General features: G+C 45.4%; 15 protein-coding genes. All 15 read right to left on the bottom strand.

What is annotated here, in order from left to right; all coding sequences use genetic code 11:
* Positions 1–58: 58 nt before the first annotated feature.
* The 15 genes from H7T88_RS00170 to thrS all read right to left on the bottom strand — a co-directional run bounded on the left by H7T88_RS00170 (position 59) and on the right by thrS (position 17,009).
* Entirely contained in the window at positions 59–304 is a 246-nt protein-coding gene (locus H7T88_RS00170) for an AbrB/MazE/SpoVT family DNA-binding domain-containing protein (protein WP_090919903.1), read from the bottom strand.
* A 169-nt stretch (positions 305–473) separates the two neighbouring features.
* The gene (gene trmL, locus H7T88_RS00165) at positions 474–938 is read right to left on the bottom strand and encodes a tRNA (uridine(34)/cytosine(34)/5-carboxymethylaminomethyluridine(34)-2'-O)-methyltransferase TrmL (protein ID WP_090919901.1); all 465 of its coding nucleotides are present in this window, start codon (positions 936–938) and stop codon (positions 474–476) included.
* Positions 939–1,101: 163 nt separating this feature from the next.
* A complete protein-coding gene (gene serC, locus H7T88_RS00160; RefSeq protein WP_186809565.1) occupies positions 1,102–2,211 on the bottom strand; it encodes a 3-phosphoserine/phosphohydroxythreonine transaminase in 1,110 nt (369 codons plus the stop codon).
* A 215-nt stretch (positions 2,212–2,426) separates the two neighbouring features.
* Positions 2,427–3,851, bottom strand: a complete 1,425-nt coding sequence (gene glnA, locus H7T88_RS00155) for a type I glutamate--ammonia ligase (protein ID WP_090919896.1) — start codon at positions 3,849–3,851, stop codon at positions 2,427–2,429.
* Positions 3,852–4,264: 413 nt separating this feature from the next.
* Positions 4,265–5,329, bottom strand: coding sequence for a 3-deoxy-7-phosphoheptulonate synthase (gene aroF / locus H7T88_RS00150; protein ID WP_090919894.1), 1,065 nt, complete (start codon positions 5,327–5,329; stop codon positions 4,265–4,267).
* 291 nt (positions 5,330–5,620) lie between these two features.
* The gene (locus H7T88_RS00145; protein ID WP_154887432.1) at positions 5,621–6,574 is read right to left on the bottom strand and encodes a 4-hydroxy-3-methylbut-2-enyl diphosphate reductase; all 954 of its coding nucleotides are present in this window, start codon (positions 6,572–6,574) and stop codon (positions 5,621–5,623) included.
* Between the two features lie 69 nt (positions 6,575–6,643).
* Complete coding sequence (locus tag H7T88_RS00140) at positions 6,644–8,104, bottom strand: sensor histidine kinase (RefSeq protein ID WP_154983018.1); 1,461 nt, start codon at positions 8,102–8,104, stop codon at positions 6,644–6,646.
* A 1-nt stretch (position 8,105) separates the two neighbouring features.
* Complete coding sequence (locus H7T88_RS00135; RefSeq protein ID WP_090919888.1) at positions 8,106–8,795, bottom strand: response regulator transcription factor; 690 nt, start codon at positions 8,793–8,795, stop codon at positions 8,106–8,108.
* Between the two features lie 181 nt (positions 8,796–8,976).
* Positions 8,977–10,623 (bottom strand): S1C family serine protease, encoded by a 1,647-nt coding sequence (locus H7T88_RS00130; protein WP_154958237.1) that lies wholly within the window; start codon positions 10,621–10,623, stop codon positions 8,977–8,979.
* Positions 10,624–10,772: 149 nt separating this feature from the next.
* Positions 10,773–11,435, bottom strand: a complete 663-nt coding sequence (locus H7T88_RS00125) for a response regulator (RefSeq protein WP_154886857.1) — start codon at positions 11,433–11,435, stop codon at positions 10,773–10,775.
* Positions 11,432–12,469: a sensor histidine kinase gene (locus H7T88_RS00120; protein WP_090919880.1), complete on the bottom strand. Its 1,038-nt coding sequence runs from the start codon at positions 12,467–12,469 to the stop codon at positions 11,432–11,434. The genes H7T88_RS00125 and H7T88_RS00120 overlap by 4 nt, the downstream gene beginning before the upstream one ends.
* 3 nt (positions 12,470–12,472) lie before the next feature.
* The gene (liaF, locus tag H7T88_RS00115) at positions 12,473–13,522 is read right to left on the bottom strand and encodes a cell wall-active antibiotics response protein LiaF (RefSeq protein WP_221786419.1); all 1,050 of its coding nucleotides are present in this window, start codon (positions 13,520–13,522) and stop codon (positions 12,473–12,475) included.
* Between the two features lie 259 nt (positions 13,523–13,781).
* A complete protein-coding gene (locus H7T88_RS00110) occupies positions 13,782–13,991 on the bottom strand; it encodes a hypothetical protein (RefSeq protein ID WP_090919874.1) in 210 nt (69 codons plus the stop codon).
* Positions 13,992–14,103: 112 nt separating this feature from the next.
* Positions 14,104–14,904 (bottom strand): 3D domain-containing protein, encoded by an 801-nt coding sequence (locus H7T88_RS28990; RefSeq protein WP_312027567.1) that lies wholly within the window; start codon positions 14,902–14,904, stop codon positions 14,104–14,106.
* A 167-nt stretch (positions 14,905–15,071) separates the two neighbouring features.
* A complete protein-coding gene (gene thrS, locus H7T88_RS00100; protein WP_090919871.1) occupies positions 15,072–17,009 on the bottom strand; it encodes a threonine--tRNA ligase in 1,938 nt (645 codons plus the stop codon).
* Positions 17,010–17,127 lie beyond the last annotated feature (118 nt).

The raw sequence follows: 17,127 nt of genomic DNA, 5'->3' as shown, positions 1-17,127 counted from the left end.
CATTAAAAAACAAAAACACCATGGAGTTTGTATGCTCCATAGTGTTTTTTGCTTGCTTTTATGAAAGCTGAGTCATTTCTTCTAAGCATTGTGCGCATATGTAACGCTCTTTAAAGTCATTGACATCTTCCATTGATCCGCAGAAAATACATTTCGGACGGTATCTTTCCAAGATAATGTGATCCCCTTGAACTAAAATTTCTACAGGATCTCCTTCATTCATTTGATACCTTTTGCGCAAAGATTTAGGCAATACGATCCTACCCAATTGGTCAACTTTGCGAACTACTCCAGCTGGCTTCATAGCTACGGCACACCTCTCCTATCTTACTCTGAATTTCTAGGTACATTAGTACTATATCTATAGATTCGCCAAAATTTTGTCGAATCCTGCTGGAAATAAACATTTTTTGTCCTTTTTTTTGAAAAATGTTTTTTTAGCGAATTATAACCGTCTTTTCGGATACCATTCACTAATCCAGTCCTGGGAAATTTAGCTGACGCAGTGCTTCATATACAATAATTGCTGCTGAATTGGAAAGGTTTAATGAGCGAACATCACCACTCATCGGCATCTTCATGCAAGTTTCTGGATTAGCAGCAATTAGTTCAGGTGGGAGCCCTTTCGTTTCTTTACCAAACACGAGAAAATCTCCATCCTGAAATTCGAAATCGGAATACCGGTTTTTCGCTTTCGTTGTTGCGTAGAAAAACCTTCCGTTCGGATACTTCTGCTGAACCTCGTCAAAAGAATCATGATATTCAATATGAACGGCATGCCAGTAGTCCAGCCCGGCACGTTTTAAAGTTGCATCATCTGTCCGAAATCCTAAAGGACGCACGAGATGTAAGTGGGTGCCAGTCGCCGCACAAGTCCGCGAGATATTGCCCGTGTTAGCCGGAATCTCTGGTTCAACCAGAACGATGTGTAAAGCCATATGTGTTTAATCTCCTTTTATTTCATGTTCATGTATACAACAATCCTCTAATTTTAAAGAAAAGCCCTCCACACGTCAATGTGGAAGGCTTTGCCACAACAGTAGGATAGTTTATCGAAGCTTCACTACTGCCATATTTGGTCATGCGTTCGTTTCTCAGGGATTATCCGTTTGCCTGTTGGAAGTGGTTCATAAAGTCGGTAAGTGCCTTAACACTCTCATATGGAGCCGCGTTATAGATCGAAGCACGAAGTCCTCCTACACTGCGATGCCCCTTCAGACCTACAAAACCTTCTTGCTCTGAAGCTTTAATGAATTTCTTCTCCAGTTCCTCAGATGCGAGTCTGAACGTCACATTCATCAACGAGCGGTCTTCTGCTGCAACGCAACCACGATAGAAATCCCCTGAGGAATCAATTGTATTGTAGAGCAGCTCCGCTTTCTTGATATTTTTTTGTTCCACACCAGCCAGACCGCCTTGTTCCTCGATCCATTTTAACACTTCGTTCACCATATATACCGAGAAGGATGGCGGTGTATTATACAGGGAATTGTTATCTACATGCGTACTGTAACGGAACATGGTTGGAATGGTTTTCGGAGACTCGCTCACCAGCTCCTCACGTGCAATAACAACGGTAATTCCCGAAGGACCGAGGTTCTTCTGTGCACCTGCATAGATCATGCCAAACTGATTCAGATCAAACGGTTTGCAGAAAATATCACTGGACATATCTGCAATGAGCGGTACCGATCCGGTATCAGGGAAAGCCTTGAATTGTGTACCTTCAATTGTCTCATTTGAAGTTACATGCACATAAGCCGTACGTTCAGGCAAACTCAGATTCGAAACATCCGGTAATTTCATAAATTTATCGGATTCCGAAGAAGCTACGATCTGCGTCTCACCAATTAATTTCGCTTCAGACAGAGCCTTTTTGGCCCAGCTGCCTGTCATGATGTAACTAGCTGTCTGACCCGCCCCAAGCAGGTTCATAGGCAACATCGCGAATTGTGTGCTTGCACCGCCTTGCAAGAAAAGAACTTTATACCCTTTCGGATTGCCTAGCAACGACAGCAATCGCTCCTGAGCTTCATTATGTACAGACTCGTACACGGCCCCACGGTGAGACATCTCCATAATCGACATGCCTGTATTACGAAAATCTACAAATTCCGCCTGAGCACGCTCCAATACTTCTAGTGGCAACGCTGCTGGTCCTGCATTAAAGTTATACGCTCTCTTTGTCACAAAATCCCCCGCCCTTTCCATCCTTAACTGACATATGAAGTAAATATTATCGCTATGATATCAGTATTCCCTGAACGCTTCAAGGGGAATATGCACTGAAAACTCGTTAAAAGCCATCAAATTCCTTTATCACCCTAAAAAGTTAAAGCGCTATACTGTTTGTTTCAAGGAAAAGCCTCCGAGAATGCATCCCGGAGGCTTTGATTTGGAACAATTTCGGTTCTGACTCCAACCGATTAGCAGTCGAAGTAGAGGCTGTACTCATGCGGATGAATGCGGATTGCAACAGCTTTAGCCTCATCGCGTTTGAGGTTGATGTAATTATCGATGAATTCTTTGGTGAACACGCCACCTTCAGTCAAGAACTCGTTATCAGCTGCCAGTGCATCCAGTGCTTCTTCGAGGGAAGCCGGTACACTGCGGATGTTTTCTTTATCTGCATCAGAAAGGTCGTAGATATTTTTATCGAGTGGACCATATCCGAGCTCAGTTGGGTTGATTTTGCGTTTGATTCCGTCCAGACCAGCCATCAGCATTGCGGAGAATGCCAAGTAAGGGTTAGCAGTGGAGTCAGGTGTACGGAACTCGATACGGCAACCTTTAGGTGTTACCGCTGCTACCGGGATACGTACAGCTGCAGAACGGTTTCCTTTGGAGTATACCAAGTTAACTGGTGCTTCATAACCAGGAACCAAACGTTTGAACGAGTTCGTGCTTGGGTTCGTCAAAGCGATCAGTGCTGGAGCGTGGTACAAGATACCTCCGATGTAGTGCAGAGCCATTTCGCTCAGGTTAGCATAACCGCCTTTGTCATAGAACAATGGGGAATCGCCATCGAAGATCGATTGGTGAACGTGCATTCCGCTTCCGTTATCACCAAACAATGGTTTTGGCATGAATGTTGCTACTTTACCATATTGACGTGCCGTATTGTGCACGATGTATTTGTATACAAGCAGGTTATCTGCTGTTTTCTTCAACGTATCAAAACGGAAGTTGATTTCAGCTTGACCCGCAGTCGCCACTTCATGGTGATGACGCTCGATGGACAAACCAGCTTCTTCCAACAAACGACACATTTCGCTGCGGATATCTTGTTGGGTATCCACTGGAGCTACTGGAACATATCCACCTTTAGTGCGAACTTTAAAGCCCAGGTTGCCGCCTTCTTCTTTGCGGTTTGTGTTCCATGATGCTTCTTCGGAATCAACGAAGTAAGAAGAGCTGTTCGTGCCGCTCTCATAACGTACATCGTCAAAGATGAAGAACTCGGACTCTGGTGCGAAGAACGCTGCAGTACCTACGCCGCTTTCTTTCAGGAAAGCTTCAGCTTTAACTGCGATACTGCGTGGGTCACGCTCATAACGCTCGCCATCCGGTGTGAAAATGTCACACATAACATTCAATGTAGGGTGTGCAGTGAACGGATCGACATATGTCGCTTCAGGGTCAGGCATCATAACCATATCGGACTCTTCAATACCACGGAAACCTTGGATAGAAGAACCATCAAACGCTACTCCATTTACGAACGTGTCTGCATCAACAGCCGAAGCTGGCAAAGAGATATGATGCGCACGACCAGCCAAATCTACAAAACGAAAATCTACCCACTCGATGTTGTTCTCTTGAATTGATTTCAATACGTTTTCAACCGACATGTATTCGTCCTCCCAAATATTCCGAACATTAAACAACCCCACGAAGAAAATGTCTATATATTCGAATTTTTTTCTGTCGTCATTATAAATTCTGAAACATAACATCGTCAATACTTATGTAAGGTATTTTTTGCGAGCATGTTAGGTATACTTACATTTTATAATATTCAAAAATGCATATAACAACGAAAATAGTTTATATTTGACCGATTTAATGCGGTGAAGCGACCCTAAAAATACCCTAAATCATGGAAAAACGTGACATCATAAATGTTTCTTATCACCTTTGATTAATAAATATGTTCATCTGTGCAAAATAGACGAAAAACCGGACATCTACCCAAATTGTTCACAAGGAACAAATCTGAACAGAAGTCCGGTTTTGACTCTTCAAATCTCTATAACCGTGTTAATTATACGCCTACACGTGCCGGGAAAAATGCAGCAGGCTGTTTAGCTGTGTTAAATGTTTTCCCAACAATCGGGGCTAGTTTCTCCAGATCTTGTAACAGGTTCGCAAACTGGTCAGGGAACAGAGACTGCACACCGTCTCCAGTCATGGAGTTGTCGGGATCTGTGTGCATCTCAATAATCAAGCCGTTAGCTCCAGCTGCTACCGAAGCTTTGGTCATCGGTTCTACCAGTTCACGGCGTCCCGTACCATGGCTCGGGTCAGAGATGACTGGTAGATGGCTCAAAGACTGCAAGACAGGGATTGCCGACAGATCCAGCGTATTACGAGTGTATTGTTCAAACGTACGGATACCTCGTTCACATAACATCACATTCGGATTGCCACCAGCGAGGATGTACTCCGCCGCATTAAGCAATTCATCGTATGTCGCACTGAATCCACGCTTCAACAATACCGGTTTGCCACACTCACCTAACTTGCGCAACAAGTCAAAGTTCTGCATGTTACGTGTACCCACCTGCAGAATATCCGCATACTCTGCGCAAATATCTACGTATTCAGGCGTCATGACTTCGGTAATCGTCAATAGATTATGCTTCTGGCCTGCTTCCGCCATCATGATCAGACCTTCTACACCTGTTCCTTGGAAGCTATACGGTCCTGTACGCGGTTTGAAGGCACCACCACGAAGAACTTGACCACCTGCAGCTTTCACAAGTCCAGCAATTTCATCAATCTGTGCTGCAGATTCAACCGCACAAGGTCCGCCCATAACGACAAGTTCTTTCCCGCCGATATCTACACCTTTGATCGAAATTACGGTATCTTCTGGATGGAAGTCACGACTTGCCAATTTGTAAGATTTCGAAATCTTCACCACGTTCTCGACGCCCTTCATTTGGCGCAAGTGTTCTTGCATTTTAGGTTCAACTTTACCAATTAATCCAATGATGGTGCGATCCTCTCCACGGGATACATGTGCCTGCAACCCTTCCTTTTCAATCACACTAACGATATCTTGAATTTGGTCCTCCGAGGTAGCTTTGCCTGCGATTACGATCATAAATTGTCCCATCCTTCCTTGTATAAGAGCACTCGTTTATATCGTGCGTCTGATTATCTTGTGGTCCGTATCCCAAAATCCCTGTCACGCTTAAACGCTTGTTCGCTTTTAAGCTTTTAATCACTAAAGCAAATATAACACAGTTTCTTCCTATCGTCAAGGAGTGATCACTATATCCGGTATTTTCTACAGGTAAAATATAAAATGTATAGACAAAAAAACATCCTGCTATGTCACATCCCAATGAAACGAGGATCTGCACAGCAGGATGTTTCCTATTCACTTTTGAAACTATGTGGTACGCGTCTTCTCTCGAACCGGAGGCAATAGCTTGCTCATATTAACGGTACGCACAATTTCCCACGTTTCCGGCTGATCATGCTCATACTGCTCCAGATATTGAATAACTTCCTTGGTGATTGGTGTTGGAGTTGAAGCTCCTGATGTCACAGCCACTTTCTGCACACCTTTCAACCAGTCTTGTTGAATTTCAGATACGTCGGATATACGATATGCCGTCACGCCCGCAATCTCCTCGGACACTTGTGCCAAACGATTGGAGTTATTGCTACGTGGATCACCTACAACAATAACAAGATCGGCCTGCCCAGCTTGCTCTGCTACCGCTTCTTGACGTACTTGCGTAGCGAGACATATTTCGTTATGAATTTCAGCTCCTGGGAATTTCTCCAGCAACCGGCTCATAATGTGTTTGATGTCCCATTGACTCATTGTCGTCTGATTGGTAATCAAAATTTTCCCCGCAGGCACGTTCAGACCTTCAATCTCTTCTTCCTTCTCAATCAGATGAACACGGTCTGGTGCAACACCAATCGCACCTTCCGGTTCCGGATGATTCTTCTTACCGATGTAGATAATATCATAACCTTCAGCCGTCTTCTCCCGGATCAGATCATGAGTCTTCGTCACATCTGGACAGGTTGCATCTACTGTGGTCAGCCCCTTCTCCCGAGCCAGCTTACGTACCTCCGGCGAGACACCGTGAGCCGTAAAAATAATCGTGCCACTCTCCACCTGATTCAGAATCTCCATCCGATTAGGACCGTCCAGCGTAATAATGCCCTCATCTTCAAAAGAATCAGTCACATGTTTGTTATGCACAATCATACCTAATATATAAATAGGCCGTGGTAAATCCAGGTTGCGTGCCGCCTGACGAGCAAGCACCATGGCATCTACAACTCCATAACAGTATCCCCGCGGCGAAATTCGCAGTACTTCCACTTGGTTGCCACCCGCTTTCTTTTCGGCTGTATAGGCCGATGTAATTGCAGTCTTCATCCTATTATACCTTTATTCGATAGGCGGGGCAAAGACCACAGGCAACCAGATGATAAAAGTGGTTCCTTCTCCTCGTCTCGTTACCACTTCAACCGACCCGTTATGCTCCTCAATGATCCATTTGGCAATGGATAATCCAAGTCCGATACCCGGCGTCGCCCCACGAGATTCGTCTGCCCGGTAGAACCGGTCAAAAATAAACGGTACCTGATCCCGTTCCATACCGATTCCCGTGTCACTGATCCGCAGTCCGACCTGCCCTTTATACAACAGAGCATCCAGCGTAACCGAACCCTCCGGGGTGTATTTAAAGGCATTTTCTATAAAAATAAACAAGACTTGTTGCAGATAATCTTTGCTTCCGTTTACGTAAATACCATTCAGAATCGACAAATCCCCAGGAAGCCAGTCTGCCTGACGATCCAGGAACTGGGCCCTACGTGCTACTTCCTGCACCAGAATCTGCAGCGGAATGGGATTAAGCTCGATCTTCTGACCTGTATCCGCTCTGGCAAGGGATAACATATCGCTGATCAGACGGCTCATACGCTTGCCCTCATCAGCCATATCCTCAATGGCCTCAAGAGACATCTGCCTGATCGTTTCTTCATCCAGATTCGGGCGGTCTCCACCCTCCTGATCCCACAACTTTTTCAGGAAATCCACATTTCCTCGTATGGTAGTCAACGGTGTCCGTAGCTCATGGGAAGCATCGGATACGAATCGCCGCTGTGCCGTATTCGTCTCTTCCAGCCCACGGAAAGACAGCTCGGTTCGCTCCAGCATGTTATTCACCGTTTCAATCAGACGACCGATCTCATCCTTCGGTCCCGAATACTGAATACGTACACTAAGATCGTCTCCAGACTGAATCTGATTAGCGGCATCAATCACATTAACCAGTGGTCGCATGGACTTACGGGCCAGAATCAAACCGGATGTAATGGCAAGCGCCATAGCTACAAGCCATCCGAACACCAAGATATTCCTTAATGCCTCAAGCAAACGCTCCTGTGAACTGACATTAGCTCCCACTTGAAGTAGTCCCCTGATGTCATTTGTTCCCTTAAGAGACAGCGCCTGCTGATTAACGAGAAAAGGGATACCATGCACACTGACTTTGGAGATCCCTATCTCATCACGAATACGGTTAATATTAATCACAGGAAAGGTAATGTCCGCTTTCTCCATATTACCTGAGAACTTAACCGATCTGCTTTCATAGTCCACCAGTTGAATGTAGATTTGAGCTTCCTGAAGCTGGCTCTCCGCAAAAGGATCAAGATCAAGTGTCTGTGATAGCGGGTTGACCCCGATCTGTTCCGTGATCCGCAGGCTCTTTTCCCTTAACTGCTGTTCTACTTCGTTGTAGGTATTAAAATACACAAAAGCATAAATGACCACACCCCAAAAAATCAGCACGGCTGCAAGAATCCCCGAATACCATGCGGTTAGTCTTAACCGAATGGACATGTTACGAGTCACCTCTCAAAATATAGCCGGCTCCCCGGATCGTCTGAATGAGACGTTTGCCACCATGCTCTTCTGTTTTCTGTCTAAGCATCGCGATATAGACCTCTAGCACATTGGACTCGCCGCTATAATCGTATCCCCATATTTTATCCATAATGAGGTCACGAGACAGTACCCTTCTCGGATTTTGCATAAACAGATTAAGCAATTCAAACTCTTTTGCTGTCAGTTCAAGACGTTTGCCATCTCGGAGCACTTCGCGTGAATCGTTATCCAGAATGATATCTTCATATACCAGGCGATTGTCTACCACGTTGGAGATATCCGCTTTGCGACGCAGCAAAGCACGGACACGTGCGAGCAATTCTTCCAGTGCGAACGGCTTCACCAAATAATCGTCAGCACCGGTATCCAGTCCGGTCACCCGGCTCTGAACCTCATCCTTTGCAGTAAGCATCAGCACAGGAACTTTACTACCTGCTTCTCTCAATCTGCGGCATACCTCAAAGCCATCGATCTGCGGCATCATCACATCGAGCACTACGATATCCGGCTCCTTATCCATCAGCTTGCTTAGGCCTTCTGCTCCGTTAGAAGCTGTCTGAACCTCATATCCTTCAAATGCCAGGCCTCGGCGCAGCATAGACACAATTTTCTCGTCGTCATCTACAATTAAAATCGTTGAGCGCATGGTCTTTCTCCTTTACCCTATCGTTGTATCCCCATTGTAACAGGCCAAAGCCCGATTCGCATCTTCTCCATAATCCATAATAGAGAAACTATGCAAAAACAGAACAGAAACATCGTGCAAAAAAACGGAAGGGCCTTAAACCCTTCCGTTCTTACCTTCATATACTTCAACCTGGTTGCAACTATTGTTGCTGTGTTTGTGTTGTATCGTAATCATACTTGTTGCCAATTTTCACTTTCACATCAATCTTTTTGCCGTCACGTACAACATTAAGCGTAATCTCTCCGCCGACTTTCTGAGTCTTGATAAAGTCGATCAAATCCTGACTTGTTGCTTTTGAAGTACCATTTACGCCGGTAATGATATCATACGGTCTCAGATCAGACTGGTAAGCTGGAGATTGGTACACCGTGCTTGCAACAACTGAACCTTCCGTAATATTTGTTCCCATTTGTTTGGCCACTTCCGGGGTGAGATTCATCAGAGAAGCACCGATAAACGGTACAGGTTCTTTGGGAACATCTTTGTTCTCTTTCAAGTATTTCACCGCTTCAGAGATTACACTGGACGGGATTGCAAAACCGATACCTTGAGCATCCGCACTTACAGCAACGTTCATACCGATAACTTCTCCATTCAGATTCAGCAGCGGACCACCCGAGTTACCCGGGTTAATCGAAGCATCTGTTTGCAACAAGTGGCTGTATTCACGTGTTTTACCTGTTTCTTGATCCGGAATGCTGATCGTACGTTCTTTGGCACTAAGAACACCTGCAGTGACTGTATGTTCAAAACCTTCAGGGTTACCAATCGCTACAAGCCATTCACCAACTTGTGTGCTATTTGAGTTGCCTAGCGGTGCTACAGGGAAATCTTTATCTCCGCTATTTTTCTCAATTTTCAACACGGCAAGGTCAAGATCAAAACTGCTTCCGAGCAATTTAGCTTCATATGGCTTGCTATTGTTCTCAAGTGTTACCTGAATGACATCTGCACCTTGAACAACGTGCTGGTTCGTCAGTATATAACCTTCTTTGTCAAAAATAAATCCGGAGCCGATCCCCATGGGTACGAGTTGATTGCTCGCTTGAGGTTGAGGCTGTTGCCCTTGTTCTTGTTGTTGTTGATTTCCGTTAGGTCCACCAAGTCCGCCACCAAAGAAGTATTGATACAACGGATCGTTTGTATTTGCTCCACCTTGTCCAGAACCACGTGTGGACTGTTTAGCCAGCGTTTCAATTTTAACAACAGCCGGGCTCGCCTGTTTCACCACAGAGGATACATCCTCTTTACCTGTCGGTAGCAAGGACGCCGTCACGTTGTTACCTCCACCTGTATTACTCGGTGTTTCCTGAGCAGATTCCGTTCCGTTATTCGTCAGCGCGGCTTGGGGTGTGAACATGTTCGTTCTGTCGGCTGTGTACATCAACACAGTGATGACTAACATACCTGCGATAAAGGAGAACAGAAGTGATCTTACAGAAGACCTTGGTCTACGGTTGTTATAGTTCCAGTTACCATTGTTATTTCCATTTCCTTGACCTCCGCCATGACCCGAACCGCCGCCAGACATTCTGCCCGTTTGACCAGAGGAGTCATTATTATGGTAAGAAGGTACAGGTTTTATTGGATCTGGTCTTGTAATCTCCACATTTCCTTCTTGCCTTGGCCCATTGCCACTAGCTGTATCTTCCTGACTCACAGACTGGAATGGTCCGTAAGAATAATAATACGAGGAGTCATCATTTCCGGCAGGATTGCGATTTTCAGTTTGATTCGTTTCTTTTTCCTCATCTTGTCGATTTGATCTATAATTACGTTCGTCCATGCCTCTCTACCTCCCAATCTCTTATTTGCAAGAGATATTCTTTAACTGTTCTTATTTTGTACTTTGAACCTTAATCGTACCTTAAAAACAATTAAAAAGGAGATAAAAGCATGCAATATTTGCTGATTTTTCCCGTCATAGCAACATTTTCAGCCTTGCTTCTTCACCCATCCTTGCCGATGTGCATAAATCGCCAGTTGTGTCCGATCATCCATCTCACATTTCATCAGCAAATTACTTACATGTGTTTTAACGGTTTTAATACTGATATGTAATTCTTCTCCGATATCTTTATTGGTTTTCCCTTCAGCAATAAGTAGAAGTACTTCCTTCTCCCGATCCGTAAGTCCAGATTCACTGTCCCTCGCCGTCCGCTGCCGGATGCCTCGCGTTAACGCCTGTGAGACATCTCCTGTCATCACGGGCATGCCTCGGTTAGCACCTTGAAGAGCATAGATCAGTTCTTCGGCGGATACCGTTTTGAGCACATAACTTACTGCTCCTGCCTCGATCGCTTGAACAACGAGATCATCTTCCAGAAAACTGGTCAGCATGACAATCTTCATATTCGGAAATTCAGACATAATGGCTTGCGTAGCCTCAGCTCCGTTCATCACCGGCATCATCAGATCCATCAGAATCAGGTCCGGCATTTCCGAATCCTTCATCTGACGTAGCTGATCGAGTGCATGTTGCCCGTTACCTGCTTCCGCCATCACATGGAACGTAGGCTCCAGCATGAGGTAAGTCTTCAAGCCCATTCGTACCATATCGTGGTCATCCACAATCATTACGTTTACTTTGCCATTCATTCTGATTCCTCCTCGGACACGTTATCAAATTTCGGGATGAGCACTCGTACCGTCGTACCCGCCCCAGGCTTGGATATAATCTGCACTTGACCGCCCAGCTTCTCGGCACGTTCTCGCATCGTGGACAACCCATATGAGCCTGGTCGCTCCGTCTGTTGCAAGAAACCTTGCCCATCATCACTGATGCTCATGCTGATCTGATGCTCCGATTCCCGGATAGCCAGACTAACGAGTCCGGCTTCAGCATGTTTAACAACATTGGCTACAGCCTCCTGAATAATGAGAAACAGCTGGTGTTCAATGGCATCCGAGACTCCGCCATCCAACTCCAGCTCTTTCACGCCTTTTAAACCATTTTGCCGACAATAATCAGGGAACCAGCTGTCGAGTGCTGCCGTTAGGTCGCGTCCCTCCAATTCAATCGGCCTGAGTTGCGCGATCAATCCACGCATCTGGCGCTGTGCAATATGAGACATCTGAATTAACTGGTCGAGCACATTGCGACCATGCTCCGGATTCATCTCTAGCAGACGCGGAAGGGATGAAGCAGACATATGCATGGCGAATAGTTGCTGACTCACTGTGTCATGTAGATCCCTTGCCATACGTTTACGTTCTTCAATAACGGCACGCTCAGAAGCCTGTTCCTTTTCAATTACCTCTTGCTCACCAAGCCGCTGGAGTAACCTCATTTTTTTTTCAATGGACTCCATCATCACATTAAATTCCTGATAGACCCGTCCAAAAGAAGCATCTTCCGCATCAGGCATGCGAACCGCAAGATTTCCTTTAGATACTTTCAACATATTGAGATCGAGCAAATCAATTTTGCGCTGAAGCCGCAATGCGGCGATATAGCCGGTGACCACAGTACCTACAACGACAACTCCGATATACGTCCATGCCCGATTGCGATTGTCCCCTGTAAGCACATCCCCATATAACAGATAGAATCCGCCCAGTGTGATCAATCCGGTTAACACGAAATACGTCATCAATTCCCACTTGTTTGCCTTAAGAATCGTTCGAATCATAGGTTAATCCACCTTGTTTACTTTGACATCGCCAATAAAAACACTGACAATAATGCGGAGCTTCTTACCGGCTTCTTGGTAGTGGGGAGTTTCCTCCTGCGCATTTCCCAAAAAACCTCCACGTTTTGTACCCAGAAGTTTCATGTCTCCCAGAAAAGAGCTGCTGGTCAGTGAAATGCCCAGATCCATGTCTTCTGGAACAAAAATCTTAACATCGCCAATAAAATGTGAAATGACAATTTTGGTCTCTCCATATGGAATCTGTGCCTTGGTCAAATCAATAACGGTATCCCCAATAAATGAGGAGATATTCATCGGTTTCAGCGTAAACACTTCTTTGCCCATATGAAAATCACCAATGAAAGTGGATTTATTGATTGTTTTGCCATAGCCTTCTTCATATCCATACTTATAGTTATGAGAATTAGCGTGGCCAAAGCCTCCAAATTTTGGATCATCCGAATGTGAATGGTACTTCTCATGAGACTGTCCGAACTTTTCACTGTCTTTTTTCAGGTTCGGCCCCTCTTCGGAATGAAAGGATTGATGCTTACTCGAGGGTTGCTCTTGCTTTGGTTTGCCAAAGGTCTTCTCGAACTCTTCATCAAATGATGAGGGCATCTCCAAATCTTGAGGGGACAATGGCTTATAAGGCTGCTCAGGCGGTGGAGGCGGTGTTTTGCTTCCATTTCCATGAGGTTTCCGATCCCGATGACCTGGCCCAATTAGTACATATAACCCTCCGCCGATCAGCAGAATCGGAACTAGATAACGAATGAATTCTCCCAGGGAATAACCAATCACGCCCAAGTTACGCGCAAGGAAGAATCCACCGATGGAAAGCACAACAACGGGCCCAATAGCAGCATATCCCCCGTTACGGCGAATTTCCGTCAAGCCTTTCACTCCCCACCAGATCAAAAACACCGGCCAGTATGTTCTAAATATATATCCTACATCAATGTCATATCCCAATTGTCTGAGCAAGATCATTGCACCTATAGCGATAAGAGGTATGCCAACCCACCAACGGTCTATCGTAGATCGTTTCATCACTCATGTCTCCTTTGTCTTTATTCTATATCCAGTGTACCTTAGACATGCTAAGGTTAACAGCGCCGACAGGTGGAATTTGTCTCGGTCTCGAGACTGAGGCCTGAGGAGAATTATGTAAATTTTAATCATTTTAGAAAAGCAACATGAAATCGGAAACATGAAAATGAAAACACCCCGGAGCAACCGCTCCAGGGTGTACGAATCATCATTGATTCTTTATTCATCTTGCATAGTTTAATGCTTGAAACGTGGCAACTTACTTTTTCATTTTTCCTGCACGGCCGGTTTGACCTGTGTTTTCTACACCAAACTCGGCATTATATTTTTCATCAGGTGTTTGGAAATTGTCTTGTACTTTGTTTTGAGCGGATTGCTTCACTTTAGACGCGGCGCTTCCATTCTCCTGACCAAACTCAGCATCATACTTCTCGTTCGGCGTTTGGTACCCTTGGGATTTCTTTGCCACAACGAATCACCTCTCTCTTCATATTTACACTGCGTGTTGCAGTGCGGGGTTCGTCCCCAGTCAATATTATGTGAAGAGAGCCATTTTGTTATTCAGGCATAACATTCCATTCTCAGATAGCTTTGTCCAGCCAGGAATCCGGTACAGTTTTATAGACATCGATCGCTTTGGACAACTCCGCCAGCATCTGCTCCGTACATTTCCCTGCACCCTGCTTGATAACCTGTACTTCAATATCCTTTTTACCCCATTCTTTGTACACCTGCTTGGTCGTCGGAAAATACAGATCGATCTTGTTGCCTTTAATGGCCGAACCTGTATCCGCAACGATACCGTAACCATAACCAGGTATATACAATATGGAACCCATCGGAAATAACTTCGGATCTGCTGCAATGGTAGATACGGTTTCCTTGTCCCGTCGAACCTTTACCCCAGAATACGTTATACCGTATTGCGGATGTTTTGGCGTTTTACCAGTGGATTCGACTCCTGCTGTGTATCCTGTGGCCGTCACCTTCTGGGTTTCCAAAATTTGTTCTGAACGCGGTGCCAGCACTGGCATGGCCGGGTCAGCAGGATCAATCACCCGTTTGGCTGGTAATTCAGGTTTTGGCAACACCATTGGCTGTGGAGACCACATGAAAGCCATGTACACGAGTGTAGTCAATTGAGCCTCGTCCGTGTATACGGGTTCGAGTTGTTTTGCCCCGACTGTGCGCTCGGCTTTTAAGTCACGAATCACATCGTGCTTGTCACTATTGTTCATTTCCTGAACATGCATGTCCGTGCTTTCTTCTTCAAATATATAGGCCTTGGCCTCATTGGAACTCATCAAAATCCCGGCAAATATAAAGCAGCACATGATGATGAACTTGTGGTTTTCATTGAATTTTGAAAAATGCTTTTTCATGGTATAACCTCCCCCTCACTTGCAAAGGGTTACCAAAAAGCATCTATCCTATACCTTTTGTCAGAGTATAGGTACAAAAAGAAACACAAAAACCGTCTGAAAACGATGGGTTCAGCCATGTTCTCAGACGGTTTCGTTAGATTTATTTTACAACACAGGATTCTAAACTAGACTTGTCTTGAAGCAATTTCTTCTTTCAACTGAGCCACAATCTCATCCACCAGCTTCATGCCTAGATCGCCCTCTCCGCGTTTACGTACGGATACCGATGCAGCATTTTTCTCGTTCTCGCCCACAACGAACATATAAGGCATTTTTTCCAGCTGTGCTTCACGGATTTTGTAACCCAGCTTCTCGTTGCGAAGATCTGCTTCTGCCGCGATTCCTGCACGTTTCAGCTTCGCTTCTACTTCACGCGCATACTCATCGTAATTTCCGGATACCGGAATGACTTTGGCTTGTACTGGAGACAACCAAAGCGGGAATGCACCTGCGAAGTTCTCCAGCAAAAATGCAGTGAAACGTTCCATTGTACTAATTACGCCCCGGTGGATAACGACCGGACGATGCTTCTGTCCATCATCACCAACGTATTCAAGCTCAAAGCGCTCAGGGAGCAAGAAGTCCAGTTGAACGGTAGAGAGCGTTTCTTCTTTGCCAAGTGCAGTCTTGATCTGTACATCCAGCTTCGGACCGTAGAACGCCGCTTCGCCTTCAGCTTCATAGAACGGAAGATCAAGTTCTTCCACAACTTCACGCAGCATACGCTGAGACATTTCCCACATCTCATCGTTCTGGAAGTATTTCTCGGTGTCTTGCGGATCACGGTAAGATAGACGGAAACGATATTCGTGAATGCCAAAGTCTTTATATACCGTTTGGATCAATTCGATAACACGAGCAAACTCTTCTTTGATCTGATCCGGACGTGCAAAGATGTGAGAGTCATTCAGTGTCATCGCACGTACACGGTGCAGACCTGTCAACGCACCTGACATTTCATAGCGATGCATCATACCCAGTTCGGCAATACGGATCGGAAGATCACGGTAGCTGTGCATATTGGATTTGTACACCATCATGTGGTGAGGACAGTTCATCGGACGAAGAACCAGTTCTTCATTGTCCATGATCATTTTCGGGAACATGTCTTCCTGGTAGTGCTCCCAGTGACCGGAAGTTTTGTACAGCTCTACGTTCCCCAATACAGGAGTGTAAACGTGCTGATAACCAAGGCTTTCTTCCAGATCAACGATATAACGCTCCAGTGTACGACGCAATTTCGCACCGTTAGGCAACCAGATCGGCAGACCTTGACCCACGAGTTGCGAGAACGTGAACATTTCCAGTTCTTTACCCAGTTTGCGGTGGTCACGCTTGCGCGCTTCCTCCAGGAAATGCAAGTGCTCGTCCAGCTGTGCTTTTTTCACAAAAGCAGTACCGTACACCCGTTGCAACATTTTGTTCTTGCTGTCCCCGCGCCAGTATGCACCCGCTACGTTCATCAGTTTGAACACTTTAATCTTGCTTGTAGATGGAACGTGTGGTCCACGGCACAAGTCGAAAAATTCGCCTTGCTCATAGATCGTAATTACGCTATCTTCCGGTAAAGCATTGATTAATTCAAGTTTGTATGGGTCGCCGACTTCATTGAAAATATTGATGGCTTCCGCACGGCTAACTTCTTTGCGCACGATAGGCAGATTTTCATTGACGATGCGTTCCATTTCCTTCTCGATCTTCTGTAAATCTTCCGGGTTAAGCGGATGTTCGAGATCCATGTCATAGTAGAAGCCATCTTCGATGACTGGTCCTACGCCCAGATGAACTTCTTTGTTACCGTACAGACGTTTTACCGCCTGAGCCAGCAAGTGAGCTGTACTGTGGCGCATCACTTCAAGACCTTCAGGGGAATCCAACGTTACGATCTCCACCAAAGCCCCTTCATGAATTGGAGTGGACAGATCCACCACGATGCCATCCAGTTTTCCTGCTGCGGCATTTTTGCGAAGTCCACTGCTAATTGAAGCGGCTACATCCTCAATACTGCTCCCATCTGCGTACTCACGTACAGAACCATCCGGTAGTTTAATGTTTACTGCCATTTGTCTCATTCCTCCTGTAAAATATACATCATTCATTTTCATTGTCATGCAATGGACTGATCATCTATTGCGTATTTCCAGTTCGCCCTTAGATCAACGAAAAAGAACGCAAAAAACA

The organism is Paenibacillus cucumis (ex Kampfer et al. 2016), assembly GCF_019748695.1.
In the GTDB taxonomy this organism is placed as follows: Bacteria; Bacillota; Bacilli; order Paenibacillales; family Paenibacillaceae; genus Paenibacillus; species Paenibacillus polysaccharolyticus.
The sequence above is the reverse complement of the archived record's forward strand: the minus strand, read 5'-3'. Positions and strand labels throughout refer to the sequence as shown.

Bases quoted from the DNA above. Each gene is read 5' to 3' on its own strand.
- trmL (WP_090919901.1), bottom strand. From the start codon at position 938: ATGGCTTTACACATCGTTCTGGTTGAACCAGAGATTCCGGCTAACACG.
- liaF (WP_221786419.1), bottom strand. From the start codon at position 13,522: ATGAAACGATCTACGATAGACCGTTGGTGGGTTGGCATACCTCTTATC.
- H7T88_RS00170 (WP_090919903.1), bottom strand. From the start codon at position 304: ATGAAGCCAGCTGGAGTAGTTCGCAAAGTTGACCAATTGGGTAGGATC.
- glnA (WP_090919896.1), bottom strand. From the start codon at position 3,851: ATGTCGGTTGAAAACGTATTGAAATCAATTCAAGAGAACAACATCGAG.
- H7T88_RS28990 (WP_312027567.1), bottom strand. From the start codon at position 14,904: ATGAAAAAGCATTTTTCAAAATTCAATGAAAACCACAAGTTCATCATC.
- aroF (WP_090919894.1), bottom strand. From the start codon at position 5,329: ATGATCGTAATCGCAGGCAAAGCTACCTCGGAGGACCAAATTCAAGAT.
- H7T88_RS00130 (WP_154958237.1), bottom strand. From the start codon at position 10,623: ATGGACGAACGTAATTATAGATCAAATCGACAAGATGAGGAAAAAGAA.
- H7T88_RS00125 (WP_154886857.1), bottom strand. From the start codon at position 11,435: ATGAATGGCAAAGTAAACGTAATGATTGTGGATGACCACGATATGGTA.
- serC (WP_186809565.1), bottom strand. From the start codon at position 2,211: ATGGAAAGGGCGGGGGATTTTGTGACAAAGAGAGCGTATAACTTTAAT.
- H7T88_RS00135 (WP_090919888.1), bottom strand. From the start codon at position 8,795: ATGCGCTCAACGATTTTAATTGTAGATGACGACGAGAAAATTGTGTCT.
- thrS (WP_090919871.1), bottom strand. From the start codon at position 17,009: ATGGCAGTAAACATTAAACTACCGGATGGTTCTGTACGTGAGTACGCA.
- H7T88_RS00140 (WP_154983018.1), bottom strand. From the start codon at position 8,104: ATGTCCATTCGGTTAAGACTAACCGCATGGTATTCGGGGATTCTTGCA.
- H7T88_RS00120 (WP_090919880.1), bottom strand. From the start codon at position 12,469: ATGATTCGAACGATTCTTAAGGCAAACAAGTGGGAATTGATGACGTAT.